Source organism: Promicromonospora xylanilytica, assembly GCF_054782895.1.
Genome location: NZ_BAAGRP010000074.1, coordinates 223,718 through 235,975 on the forward strand (window position 1 = coordinate 223,718; position 12,258 = coordinate 235,975).

General features: G+C 73.0%; 11 protein-coding genes. 8 read left to right on the plus strand and 3 right to left on the minus strand.

The annotated features are described in order from the left end of the window. Window positions 1-65: 65 nt before the first annotated feature. The 7 genes from ACYVK7_RS23895 (at window position 66) to ACYVK7_RS23925 (ending at window position 7,318) form a co-directional block, all read left to right on the plus strand. Window positions 66-2,603 (plus strand): RecQ family ATP-dependent DNA helicase, encoded by a 2,538-nt coding sequence (locus tag ACYVK7_RS23895; RefSeq protein ID WP_460890220.1) that lies wholly within the window; start codon window positions 66-68, stop codon window positions 2,601-2,603. A gap of 91 nt (window positions 2,604-2,694) precedes the next feature. Further along, window positions 2,695-3,900, plus strand: a complete 1,206-nt coding sequence (locus tag ACYVK7_RS23900; RefSeq protein ID WP_460890221.1) for a histidinol-phosphate transaminase — start codon at window positions 2,695-2,697, stop codon at window positions 3,898-3,900. Continuing rightward, on the plus strand, window positions 3,897-4,496 hold the full coding sequence (gene hisB, locus ACYVK7_RS23905; protein ID WP_460890222.1) for an imidazoleglycerol-phosphate dehydratase HisB: 600 nt from the start codon (window positions 3,897-3,899) through the stop codon (window positions 4,494-4,496). The genes ACYVK7_RS23900 and hisB overlap by 4 nt, the downstream gene beginning before the upstream one ends. Window positions 4,497-4,501: 5 nt before the next feature. Next, window positions 4,502-5,101 carry a hypothetical protein gene (locus tag ACYVK7_RS23910; protein ID WP_460890223.1) on the plus strand — a complete coding sequence of 200 codons (600 nt, stop codon included), beginning with the start codon at window positions 4,502-4,504 and terminating at the stop codon, window positions 5,099-5,101. 2 nt (window positions 5,102-5,103) lie between these two features. Beyond that, window positions 5,104-5,748, plus strand: coding sequence for an imidazole glycerol phosphate synthase subunit HisH (hisH, locus tag ACYVK7_RS23915; protein ID WP_460890282.1), 645 nt, complete (start codon window positions 5,104-5,106; stop codon window positions 5,746-5,748). Between the two features lie 101 nt (window positions 5,749-5,849). Beyond that, entirely contained in the window at window positions 5,850-6,593 is a 744-nt protein-coding gene (gene priA / locus ACYVK7_RS23920; protein ID WP_460890224.1) for a bifunctional 1-(5-phosphoribosyl)-5-((5-phosphoribosylamino)methylideneamino)imidazole-4-carboxamide isomerase/phosphoribosylanthranilate isomerase PriA, read from the plus strand. Next, complete coding sequence (locus ACYVK7_RS23925; RefSeq protein WP_460890225.1) at window positions 6,590-7,318, plus strand: SseB family protein; 729 nt, start codon at window positions 6,590-6,592, stop codon at window positions 7,316-7,318. Before priA ends, ACYVK7_RS23925 begins: the two co-directional genes overlap by 4 nt. A gap of 21 nt (window positions 7,319-7,339) precedes the next feature. On the opposite strand, the gene ACYVK7_RS23930 is transcribed toward ACYVK7_RS23925, so the two are convergent. The 3 genes from ACYVK7_RS23930 to ACYVK7_RS23940 are packed head-to-tail and all read right to left on the minus strand — an operon-like array spanning window position 7,340 to window position 9,011. Continuing rightward, complete coding sequence (locus ACYVK7_RS23930; protein ID WP_460890226.1) at window positions 7,340-8,083, minus strand: S1C family serine protease; 744 nt, start codon at window positions 8,081-8,083, stop codon at window positions 7,340-7,342. Then, the gene (locus tag ACYVK7_RS23935) at window positions 8,080-8,634 is read right to left on the minus strand and encodes a hypothetical protein (RefSeq protein ID WP_460890227.1); all 555 of its coding nucleotides are present in this window, start codon (window positions 8,632-8,634) and stop codon (window positions 8,080-8,082) included. Before ACYVK7_RS23935 ends, ACYVK7_RS23930 begins: the two co-directional genes overlap by 4 nt. Beyond that, entirely contained in the window at window positions 8,634-9,011 is a 378-nt protein-coding gene (locus tag ACYVK7_RS23940; RefSeq protein ID WP_460890228.1) for a DUF1844 domain-containing protein, read from the minus strand. The genes ACYVK7_RS23935 and ACYVK7_RS23940 overlap by 1 nt, the downstream gene beginning before the upstream one ends. A gap of 97 nt (window positions 9,012-9,108) precedes the next feature. On the opposite strand from ACYVK7_RS23940, the gene ACYVK7_RS23945 reads away from it, so the two are divergent. Continuing rightward, window positions 9,109-12,180 (plus strand): alpha-mannosidase, encoded by a 3,072-nt coding sequence (locus ACYVK7_RS23945; protein ID WP_460890229.1) that lies wholly within the window; start codon window positions 9,109-9,111, stop codon window positions 12,178-12,180. Window positions 12,181-12,258 lie beyond the last annotated feature (78 nt).

Sequence of the window (12,258 nt, forward strand, 5' to 3'; positions counted from 1 at the left end):
GACCTCGCGGCGTGATCTGTGGATAACGCGCTGGCGGTGTGGGTGGCTCCTCCTAGGATCGACACGTGACCAAGGACCCCTTCGCAGATCTGCCCTTCAACGTGGAGGAGCCACCCGATGACGCCGCGTTCCTGATCGAGGTCGGCGATCCGGCGCTCCCGCCGTCCGCACGGAACTCGCCGGAGGCGCAGGCGGCCAAGCTGGAGATGCTGCGCGGCCTGATGGGCGATCGTGCGGAGGCCGCCGCGGCTGAGGCCGCAGCGGCCCCTCGGCGCCCGGCACCCTCCCCGGCGGAACCCGCGTCCGAATCCGTGCACGAACCCGCGGACGAACCCGCGGACGAACCCGCGGACGAGGAGTACCTGGAGCCCGGGCCGGCGCCCGTCCCGGTCGCGGCCGCACCCGGGACGTCCCTGCGCGAGGAGGCGGAGTCCGCGCTCCGTGAGCTCGTGGGCCGCGACGACGCGCGGCTGCGCGACGACCAGTGGACGGCTATCGAGGCGCTGGCCGCGTTCCACCGGCGGGCACTGGTGGTGCAGCGCACGGGGTGGGGCAAGTCGGCCGTGTACTTCGTCGCGACCAGGCTCCTGCGCGCTCGCGGTGCCGGCCCCACGGTCATCGTGTCGCCGCTGCTGGCGCTCATGCGCGACCAGATCGCGGCGGCCGCGCGTGCGGGCATCCGCGCGGTGACCATCAACTCGGCCAACATGACCGAGTGGGACGAGGTGCACGCGTCGATCGCGCGCGGCGAGGTCGACGTGCTGCTGTGCTCGCCGGAGCGCCTGAACAACCCCGGGTTCCGGGACGAGGTGCTCCCGCGCCTGGCCGCCGACGCCGGGCTCGTGGTCATCGACGAGGCGCACTGCATCTCCGACTGGGGCCACGACTTCCGCCCCGACTACCGTCGGATCCGCACGCTCCTGGCCGACCTGCCCACGGGGATCCCCGTGCTCGCCACGACGGCGACCGCGAACGAGCGCGTCACGCAGGACGTGGCGGAGCAGCTCGCCGTGCACGCGGACGGCGCGAGCGAGGAGGATGTGCTGGTGCTGCGCGGCGGGCTCGACCGCGAGTCGCTGCACCTGGCCGTGCTGGAGCTCGGCGACCAGCCCACGCGCGTGGCGTGGCTGGCCGAGGCCCTGCAGGACATCGAGGGCTCCGGCATCGTCTACTGCCTCACGGTGTCGGCGGCGGAGCAGGTCGCCGAGCAGCTGCGCGGCTACGGTCTCGGGGTCGCCGCGTACACCGGCCGCACGGAGCCCGCGCAGCGCGAGCAGCTGGAGGCCGACCTCAAGAACAACGAGGTCAAGGCGCTGGTCGCGACATCGGCGCTGGGCATGGGCTTCGACAAGCCCGACCTGGCGTTCGTCGTGCACCTGGGCGCTCCCTCGTCCCCGATCGCGTACTACCAGCAGGTGGGCCGTGCCGGCCGTGGCGTCGACCAGGCGCTGGTGGTGCTGCTCCCGGGCGTCGAGGACAAGGCGATCTGGGACTGGTTCGGCGAGCAGGCGTTCCCCGCGGAGGGTCAGGTCCGGGCCACGCTCGACGCCCTGGGCAGCGGTGGCACCATGTCCACGGCGGTGCTCGAGACACAGGTGGACCTGCGCAGGTCGCGCCTGGAGACCATGCTCAAGGTGCTCGATGTCGACGGGGCCGTCCGCCGGGTGCGCGGCGGGTGGGAGTCCACGGGCCAGGCGTGGTCGTACGACGCGGAACGGTATGCCAGGGTCGCCGCCAACCGTGCGGCGGAGCAGCAGGCGATGGTGGACTACGTGGGCACCCAGGGCTGCCGCATGGCGTATCTGCGTGCCCAGCTCGACGACCCGGAGCTGACGCCCGGCTGGCAGTGCGGGCGCTGTGACCGGTGCGGTGCGATGGATCTGCCCGAGGCGCCCGACGCCGAGGCGGTGGCCGCGGCCCGCGCCGAGATGGACCGCCCAGGCGTCGAGGTCGAGACCCGCAAGATGTGGCCGACCGGTCTGGCATCCATCGGCCTGGACCTGAAGGGCAAGATCCCGCCCGCCGAGCTGGCCGAACCGGGACGGGCCGTCGCCCGGCTCGACGGTCTCGGCTGGTCCGGGCCCCTGCGTGACCTGCTCGCCCCGACGGCGAGCGACGGTGAGCTCCCGGTGCCGCTGCGCCGGGCCGCCGCGCGGGTGCTGGACGAGTGGAGCGCGCTCCGCCCGCCCGTCGCGCCCGCAGAGGTCGAGACCGACGAGGGCGAGCCGGGCGTCGGCGCTGCGGAGCCGGGCCCGCTCGTGGTCGAGGCCGTCGTGGCGGTCCGGTCGATCAAGCGGCCGCAGCTGTCGTACCACCTGGCCACCGGCCTGGCGAAGTACCTCGGTGTGCCGATGATCGGCGCGATCGGTCCGGTCGCGGTGGAGCCGGGCAGGCACGACGTGAACTCGGCCATGCGGCTCGCCGGGGTGACGCGCCGGTTGCAGCTGCAGCTCGGCGAGCCGGCGCTCCGGGGCCTGCCGGGCCGCGCCGTCCTGCTGGTGGACGACTACACCGACTCCGGCTGGACGCTCACGGTCGCCGCTCGGCTGCTGCGCCAGGCCGGCGCCGGTGCCGTGTACCCGTTCGTGCTGGGTGTCCGGTGACCGGTCCCACCTGTCCGGTGACCGGCACCACCCGCCCGGTGGGCGGACTCACACCGGGTCGGTGCCGCACGGTTCGTAGACTGGTCCGGTGATGACCCACGCCGTCGACCAGCACAGCGCGGAGGACAGCGCCCCCGCGCCCTCGGTGCGGCTGCCGTTGCGCCCCGAGCTGGCGGACGAGAAGCCCTATGGCGCGCCCCAGCTCGACGTCCCGGTGCTGCTGAACGTGAACGAGAACCCGTACCCGCCCGCGGAGGAGGTGGTGGCGACCATCGCGCAGGAGGTGGCGCGTGCCGCCCGCGGGATGAACCGCTACCCGGACCGTGACGCGACCGACCTGCGGCGGGACCTGGCGGACTACCTCGCGGTGGAGACCGGCGTCTCCCGGCTCGCGGAGTCGGAGCGGTTCGACGTCTGGGCGGCGAACGGGTCCAACGAGGTGATGCTGCACGTGCTGCAGGCCTTCGGCGGTCCTGGTCGCACGGCCCTGTCGTTCGCGCCGACGTACTCGATGTACCCGGAGTACGCGCGCGACACGCACACGAGCTGGGTGGTCGGCCGCCGCGAGGACGACTTCACGCTCGACCCCGGCCACGCCGCCGAGACGATCCGCCGGGTGCAGCCGTCGGTGATCCTGCTGGCCAGCCCCAACAACCCGACGGGTACCGCCCTGCCGGCGGCCACGGTCGAGGCGGTCTGCGAGGCGGCGCTCGGCGTGGACATCGACGGGGCGCACCCCGTCGTCGTGATCGACGAGGCGTACGCGGAGTTCCGTCGTCCGGGCACGCCGTCCGCGGTGGCCCTCCTGGAGCGGTACCCCCACCTCGCGGTCTCCCGCACGATGTCCAAGGCGTTCGCCGCGGCCGGAGCCCGGGTGGGCTACCTGGTGGCGTCGACCGACTTCGTCGACGCGCTGCGGATCGTGCGGCTGCCGTACCACCTGAGCGCCATCACGCAGGCCGCGGCGGGCGCCGCGCTGCGGCACCGGGACTCCCTCATGGCCCAGGTCGCCACGCTGCGCGCCGAGCGCGACGACTGCGTCGCCTGGCTGCGCGAGCAGCGGCTCCCGGACGGTCGCCGGTTCGAGGTGGCCGACACGGACGCCAACTTCGTGCTGTTCGGCAGGTTCAACGATCGGCACGCGGTGTGGCAGGGTCTCCTGGACCGCGGAGTCCTGATCCGCGAGACCGGCCCCGAGGGCTGGCTGCGGGTGTCGATCGGCACCCCCGCAGAGATGGCCGCGTTCCGCGCGGCGCTCACCGAGGTCCTGCAGACGCAGGGAGAGGAACAGCCATGAGCAGGACAGGACGCGTCGAGCGCGCCACGTCCGAGTCGAAGGTGCTGGTCGAGCTCGATCTCGACGGCACGGGTCGGACCGAGATCGGCACGGGGGTGCCGTTCTACGACCACATGCTCACCGCGCTCGGCAAGCACTCGCTGATCGACCTCACCGTGCGGGCGTCCGGCGACACGCACATCGACGCCCACCACACCGTCGAGGACGTGGCCATCAGCATCGGAGAGGCCCTGCGCCAGGCGCTCGGCGACAAGGCGGGCATCTCCCGGTTCGGCGACGCGCTCGTGCCGCTCGACGAGGCGCTCGCCCAGGCGGTCGTCGATGTGTCGGGCAGGCCGTACCTCGTGCACGACGGCGAGCCCGCCGGGCAGGAGTACCACCTCATCGGCGGGCACTTCACGGGGTCGCTGACGCGGCACGTCCTGGAGTCGATCGCCCACCACGCGGGCATCTGCCTGCACGTCCGGGTGCTCGCGGGCAGGGACCCGCACCACATCGTCGAAGCTCAGTTCAAGGCGCTGGCGCGTGCGCTGCGCGCCGCCGTCGCCATCGACCCCCGGGTCGACGGCATCCCGTCCACGAAGGGTGCGCTCTAGCCGCCATGTCCGAAAGCCCCAAGCCCGACAACGACGGGTCCAGCAACACGCCGACCGGCGACGACCTGCCCGACCTCGATCTCGGCGACCTCGAGATCCCGGACGACCTGTCGTCCCTGACCGGCAGCGGCGAGCCGGAGTTCGCCGCGCTCATCACCCAGATCGCCGGCGCCGAGCCGCTCGCGGCGGCCAGCTCGCTCGCGCAGCTCGACCTCGACGCGGTGCCCACCCCCGTCGGCGCCGTCGGCGTGCTCAGGGACCTCTCGGGCGACGCGCCCGAGCAGGCCGCCGCGGCCGTCTCGCAGCTGGTACGGGGTGTCCCGCTCGTCCTGGTGACGCGCACGGGCGAGCAGCTGACGGCGGTGCGGTTCGCCGACGGCGTCCGGGGCGACGAGCTCGCCCCCGGCCTCGTGCTGGGCGGCGCCCCCGAGGACGTCGTCGACCTGCTGACGGGGGCCACCGGCGTGGCCGACCTCGACGGCGTCGTGCGCTCGACGTCGATCAGCAAGTTCAAGGCGGTGCGGATGCTGACGTCCGCAGCGCGCAAGGCACGCAAGGGCATGAGCAAGGGCGAGCCGGGCCCGGACAGCACGGACGGGGCGTGAGCGTGGGCGCGAGCGTCGTCGTCCTCGACTACGGCTTCGGCAACGTCCGGTCGGCCGTCCGGTCGCTCGAGCGGGTGGGCGCCTCCGTGACGCTGACCGCCGACCGAACCACCGCGCAGGAGGCCGACGGCCTCGTGGTGCCCGGCGTCGGCGCGTTCGCCGCGTGCATGGCGGGCCTCAAGGCTGTCCGTGGGCACGAGGTCGTGGGCCGGAGGCTCGCCGGCAACCGTCCGGTCCTCGGCATCTGTGTGGGCATGCAGGTCATGTTCGACGCCGGGGTGGAGCACGGCGAGCGCGCCGAGGGCATCGGCGAGTGGCCCGGTGTCGTCGAGCGCCTGCAGGCTCCCGTCGTGCCGCACATGGGCTGGTCCCCGGTCGAGGCGCCCGACGGGTCGACCCTCTTCGAGGGGATCGCCGACGAGCGGTTCTACTTCGTGCACTCGTACGCCGCCCAGACGTTCACCAAGGGGTACGACGAGAACGCCGTGCCGGTCTTCTCGCCGCCGAGGGTCACCTGGGCCGACCACGGTGGCCGTTTCGTCGCGGCCGTCGAGGACGGCCCGCTGACCGCCACGCAGTTCCACCCGGAGAAGTCGGGCGACGCGGGGTCCCACCTCCTGGAGAACTGGCTCCGCTCCCTCGCCTGACCCCACCCGCCCTGCCCGCCCGTTGAGTGCGGGATATTCGCCCTTCTCGCGGCGTGAACAGGGCGAATATCCCGCACTCAACTGATGAAACTTGGAGAGACATGACCGAGCGACTTGTGCTGCTGCCCGCCGTCGACGTCGCCGACGGCCAGGCCGTCCGCCTCGTCCAGGGGGAGGCCGGCTCCGAGACCTCGTACGGCGACCCGCTCACGGCAGCCCTCGACTGGCAGTCCGGCGGAGCCGAGTGGGTCCACCTCGTCGACCTGGACGCCGCCTTCGGGCGCGGCTCCAACGCCGAGCTGCTGGCGCGCGTCGTCGGTGAGCTGGACGTGCAGGTCGAGCTCTCGGGGGGCATCCGCGACGACGAGTCCCTGGCGCGTGCCCTCGCGACCGGCGCGCGCCGCGTGAACCTGGGCACCGCCGCGCTCGAGGACCCGGCCTGGACGGCCAAGGTCATCGCCGAGCACGGCGACCGGGTCGCCGTCGGTCTCGACGTGCGCGGCACCACGCTCGCCGCCCGCGGCTGGACCAAGGAGGGCGGCGACCTCTGGGAGGTCCTCGGACGCCTCGACGAGGCGGGCTGCGCCCGCTACGTGGTCACCGACGTGACCAAGGACGGCACGCTGCGCGGCCCCAACGTCGACCTGCTGTCCGACGTCGCCGCGCGCACCTCCGCGCACGTCGTCGCCTCGGGCGGCATCTCCTCGCTCGACGACCTGGCCGCGCTGCGCGCGCTCGGGACCATCGAGGGCGCCGTGGTGGGCAAGGCGCTCTACGCGGGCGCGTTCACGCTGCCCGAGGCGCTCGACGTCGCGGGCCGCGCGGGCGACGAGGCCGCCAAGTGAAGTCCATCCAGCCGTCCAGCCAGTTCGCCGACGACGACGGCTCAGCCGACCCCGAGCTGACCCGGCTGCTGGCGGGTCACACGACCGGCGCCGTCCCGCTGCGCGACGTCGTGGCGCGCCTGGCCGAGACCAGGGTGCTCGTGCCGGTCCTTGCCGAGCTCGGTGTCGCGGAGCAGAACCCGGACGGGCTGACCGTCGACAAGGAGGCGTCGTCCGGCGTCGTGGCGCTGGAGGCACCGGACGGCCGCCGCGCGCTACCGGTCTTCACGTCGGTGGCGGCCATGCAGACCTGGCGGTCCGACGCGCGACCCGTACCGGTCGAGGCGACGCGGGCAGCCCTCTCGGCGGTCAACGAGAACTGGGCGCTCATCGTCGTGGACCCCGCCGGACCGGCGACGGCCCTCGTCCCGCGGCCCGCGGTCTGGGCGCTCGCGCAGGGCGAGGAGTGGCGCCCGGCGCTCGTGCCGCACGAGGACGGGCTCGTCGTGGACCCGGAGATCGCGGCAGAGGTCGCGGTCGCCGCGGCGCCCGTGCAGCACGTGGTGCGGGCGCACGCCGAACCCGGCCGCACGGCGGAGGTCGCGGTGGTGCTCGCCCTGGACCCAGGGCTGGACCGGGCAGGGCTCGACGCCGTGCTGGGCCAGGTCAACGCACGGCTCGCGACGTCACAGGTGATCTCGGCACGGGTGGACTCGCTGGAGCTGCGCATCGGCGCGGCGCGCTGAGCAGTCCCTGCTCGGGCGCCCTCAACACCCCTTGGCCGGCGTGAACGCCGTGTCGTCGGCGAGCATGTCCTGCAGCGTCGACAGCGGCACGAGCAGGCTGTTGTCGTCGGCGGTCTTCGCGTAGACCACGCCGATCACCCGCCCCTTGTCGTCCAGCGCCGCCGACCCGGACGAGCCGGGCTCGACCGGGGCGTCCGTGAGCAGCACCTCGCCGAGGTTCGCGTTCAGCGGGTCCCGTGTGGTGCCCATGACCTCGCCCTCCGTCACGGTGAGCTCACCACCCGCCGGGTAGCCCACCACGGTGACGGGGTCGCCCGGCCTCGGGTCCGACTTTGCCAGCTCGGGGAACGACGGCAGCGGGTCCGTCGTCCGGACGACGGCCAGGTCCGCGAGGCCCGCCGTCGCGGTGGCGCCCACCGTGATGTCGTGCCCGTCATAGGTGCTGACCTCGAGCTCCTTCGAGTCCGCGACGACATGCTTGTTGGTGATCAGCGTGTGGTCGTCGACCGCGAAGCCCGAGCCCGTCGACAGCTTCTCGCAGCCCACGTTGCGGATGCGGACCGCCATCCGCTCCACGGCGTCGAACCCGTCGGGGCTCAGGGCGTCGCCGCCGGCCGCGGGGGAGAGGTCCACCGGCGTGGACGGCACGATGTCGCTCGGTACCGGCTCGGGCAGGGGCGGCAGCACACCGCAACCGCCCAGCGACCCGGCCAGCAGGACCACGACGAGAGCGCGGCCCGCGCGCGTGCGGGCTCGCGACGTCACTGGCGCAGCTCCTGCTGCAGCGACTCGTTGGCGCGTTCCGCGTCCTCGCACAGCGCGTTGACCTGCCGTTCGTAGCGGCGCAGGTCCGCCGCCTCGTACTGGTCGGCGTCCTTCAGGTAGCCGACCAGCTGCTCCTGGCCCGACACGCACTGCCCGAGCGCCGATGCCACCGTGGCCGCTGCCCCGCTGACCTGCGTCTGGTAGTCGAGGTACTGCTGCGACGCCACGTTCTCGTCGCCGAGCTGGGCCTTCTCGTTCGCCAGGTCCGTGATGCGCGCCGTCGCGGTGGACAGCTGGTCGCGGGCGGCCTGCAGCTCGTTGTTGGCGCCGTCGAGCTGCATCCGCAGCGAGGCCACCTCCTCGGCGTGCTCGTGCGCCTTCTCCTCCCACTCGGCAGAGCTGCGCTGCCAGCGCACCGTGGTCACCCACAGGTAGGCACCGACGGCGATCGTCGCGACGAGCAGGACGGCGAGCACACGAGAGCCACGGCCACGGCGCCGACCCGGTGCCGGGGCGGGACCGGGCGCCGCTACGGCGGGTGCCTCGGTCATCAGACGACGGAACCCGTGTACTTCTCGCCCGGCCCCTCGCCCGGAGCGTCGGGGATCACCGACGCCTCCCGGAACGCGAGCTGGAGGCTGCGCAGGCCGTCGCGCAGCGAACGGGCGTGCTGGTTACCGATGTCCGGCGCGCTCGCGACCACCAGCGCGGCCAGCGCGGTGATCAGCTTGCGTGCCTCGTCGAGGTCCTTGAGCTCCTCGGCGTCGTCCCCCTCCGCCAGCCCGCACTTCACGGCGGCGGCGCTCATGAGGTGCACGGCGGCGGTCGTGATGACCTCGACGGCCGCGACCTCGGCGATGTCACGTGTGGCCTGATCAGTGCCTACCGGAGCGTCGAAGCCGGCAGGGGTCTCATCGGTGGAGCTCATGGAGACCATCTTTCCATCCCCGGCAGGGTGCGGGTGAACATCCCGCCGGGCAGGTAGCCTGCGTGCGTTCAACGGTGACACAGGGGAGGCCCTTTCGATGCATGACGACATCACACTGACCACCGGACGCGCGCGCCGCGTGCTGACGGAACGCATCTGGCCGGCGGTGCACGGGACGTCCGAGCCGCTCGACGTCGAGTGGCACGTGCTACCGGGGGAGCCGGTCTCCCCGCAGGAGGGCCTGGCCCTGGCCATGGAGCCCTACGAGGTCGGCACGCCGTGGGGCCGCGCGTGGGGCACCACCTGGTTCCGGCTGACGGGCACGGTGCCCGCCGGCTGGGCAGGGCGGGCCGTCGAGGTGGTCATCGACCTGGGCTTCGACGCGAGCATGCCGGGGTTCCAGTCGGAGGCGCTGGTCTACCGCCCTGACGGCACCCCGGTGAAGTCGATCAACCCCCGCAACCAGTACGTTCCCGTGTCCGGTGCCGCCACCGGCGGCGAGCGGGTCGAGCTGTTCCTGGAGGGCGCGTCCAACCCGGTGCTGCTCGGCCACGACCTGTTCCAGCAGACCCAGGAGGGCGACACCCGGACGTCGTCGCCGCGCCCTCTGTACACGACACGGCGCATGGACCTGGCGATCTTCGAGGCGGAGGTGCACGACCTCGCGCTCGACGTCGAGGTGCTGCTCGAGCTCCAGGCGGAGCTGCCGACGGGACCGCGTCGGATGCGGATCCTGCAGGCGCTCGACGACGCCCTCGACGCGCTGGACCTGCAGCGCATCCCGGAGACGGCCGCCGCCGCCCGAGCGGCGCTCGCCGACGTGCTCGCCAGCCCGGCGGAGCCGAGCGCCCACGAGATATCGGCCGTTGGGCACGCGCACATCGACTCGGCGTGGCTGTGGCCCGTGCGCGAGACGATCCGCAAGGTCGCACGCACGACGTCGTCCATGGCGGACCTCATCGACCGCACCGACGACTTCGTGTACGGCATGTCGTCCGCGCAGCAGTACGCGTGGGTCAAGGAGCACCGCCCCGAGGTGTGGGCACGGATCAAGGAGGCGGTCGCCGAGGGCCGGTTCCTGCCGCTGGGCGGCATGTGGGTCGAGTCCGACACCGTGATGCCTTCCGGAGAGGCGCTCGTGCGCCAGTTCTCGCAGGGGCAGCGGTTCTTCGAGCGTGAGTTCGGCATCCGGAGCAAGGGGGTGTGGCTGCCTGACTCGTTCGGCTACTCGCCCGCCCTGCCGCAGCTCGTCCGGCGCGCGGGGTTCGACTGGTTCTTCACGCAGAAGATCTCCTGGAACCAGGTCAACAGGTTCCCGCACCACACGTTCTGGTGGGAGGGCATCGACGGCTCACGGGTCCTGACGCACTTCCCGCCGATGGACACCTACAACTCGCAGCTCTCGGGCGAGGAGCTCGCCAAGGCGGCCCACCAGTTCCGCGAGTCGCGGTACGCCACGGGTTCGATAGCCCCCGTGGGGTTCGGCGACGGCGGCGGCGGTACCACGCGCGAGATGACCGGCAAGGCCCACCGCCTGGCCGACCTCGAGGGCAGCGCGAAGGTGCGCTGGGAGCACCCGGACGCGTTCTTCGAGCGCGCGCGCACGGAGCTGGTCGCGTCCGGGCATGGTGACAGCGCTGTCTGGGTGGGAGAGCTCTACCTCGAGCTGCACCGGGCAACGCTGACGTCGCAGCACAGGACCAAGCAGGGCAACCGGCGCAACGAGCAGCTCCTGGTCGAGGCCGAGGCGTGGGCGGCGACGGCGTCGGCCCGTACGGGGGCCGACTACCCGTACGACGAGCTGGACGCCCTGTGGCAGCAGGTCCTGCTGCTCCAGTTCCACGACATCCTTCCCGGTACGTCGATCGCGTGGGTCCACCGCGAGACCGTCGCGCAGCACGCCGCGATCACCGCCGGTGCGCAGCAGATCATCGAGCGTGCGCTGCGCGCCCTGGTGGGCGACGGCGACACCGTGCTGCGGGCCAACCCCGCGGTGTTCGCCCAGGCGGGCGTCCCTGCCCTCGGTGTGCGCCCCGCGACGGAGCCGACGGCGGCACCGAGCACACTGACCGAGCTGTCCGACGCCGAGCCGTCCGGCGGCGGCTACGTGCTGGCGAACGACCTCGTGCGGGTCACGCTGGACGCGGCGGGCCACGTCACGTCGGCGGTCGACCTGGCCACGGGCCGGGACGCGGTGGCGCCCGGGCGGCAGGCGAACGTGCTGCAGCTGCACCAGGACTTCCCGAACAAGTGGGACGCCTGGGACGTGGACCGGTTCTACCGCAACTCGGTGACGGACCTGCGCGACGCCGACAAGGTCACCGCAGCCGTGGAGGACGGCGTGGCCGTGGTGACGGTGCACCGCACCTTCTCCGACTCCAGCCTGGAGCAGGTGATCACGCTCGCACCCGGCAGCCGGACGCTCGAGGTCGCCCTGCGGACCGACTGGCACGAGGCGGAGAAGTTCCTCAAGGTCGCGTTCCCCCTCGACGTGCGTGCCGAGCACATGGCTGCGGAGACCCAGTTCGGCTTCACCAGGCGGGTCACGCACACCAACACGAGCTGGGAGTCGGCCAAGTTCGAGACCTCCATGCACAAGTGGGTGCTCGCCGAGGAGCCCGGCTTCGGGGTGGGGCTCGTCAACGACTCGGTCTACGGGTACGACGTGACCCGTGAGGTGTCCGACGACGGTGTGGCGCCGGCGCCGGGCGCGCCCGAGGTGACGACCACCGTGCGCCTGTCGCTCCTGCGCGCGCCACGCTTCCCCGACCCGGAGACGGACCAGGGCATCCAGACCCACCGTTACGGCCTGGTCGTGGGCGTCGACACCGCCGCGGCGACCGAGGCGGGAGCGACGTTCGGTGCGCGGCCGCGCGAGCTGCGCGGCGCTTCCGGGGTCGAGCCGCTGGTCAGCGTCTCGGGCGGGGTGACCCTGTCGGCCGTCAAGCTCGCCGACGACCGGTCGGGCGACCTCGTGGTGCGGGTCTACGAGGCACTGGGGCGCCGCGCGACGGGCACCGTCACGGTGGCTGCGGACGTGGCCGGCGCGCGCACCGTGAGCCTGATCGAGGACGATCTCGCGGGCGGCGGCGTCGAGGTGACGCCCGCCGGTGTCGTGGTCGACCTGAGCCCGTTCGAGGTCCGGACCCTGCGCTTCACGCGGGCCTGAGACCTGCCCTGGCGTGCCGTGCCGACAGTTCACCCGCGTGATCCGTCGGCCCGGCACGCCAGGCCGGGCTCGTCTTGA

Coding starts and splice junctions, on each gene's coding strand:
- ACYVK7_RS23910 (WP_460890223.1), top strand. CDS start 4,502: ATGTCCGAAAGCCCCAAGCCCGACAACGACGGGTCCAGCAACACGCCG.
- ACYVK7_RS23900 (WP_460890221.1), top strand. CDS start 2,695: ATGACCCACGCCGTCGACCAGCACAGCGCGGAGGACAGCGCCCCCGCG.
- ACYVK7_RS23945 (WP_460890229.1), top strand. CDS start 9,109: ATGCATGACGACATCACACTGACCACCGGACGCGCGCGCCGCGTGCTG.
- ACYVK7_RS23940 (WP_460890228.1), bottom strand. CDS start 9,011: ATGAGCTCCACCGATGAGACCCCTGCCGGCTTCGACGCTCCGGTAGGC.
- hisB (WP_460890222.1), top strand. CDS start 3,897: ATGAGCAGGACAGGACGCGTCGAGCGCGCCACGTCCGAGTCGAAGGTG.
- priA (WP_460890224.1), top strand. CDS start 5,850: ATGACCGAGCGACTTGTGCTGCTGCCCGCCGTCGACGTCGCCGACGGC.
- ACYVK7_RS23935 (WP_460890227.1), bottom strand. CDS start 8,634: ATGACCGAGGCACCCGCCGTAGCGGCGCCCGGTCCCGCCCCGGCACCG.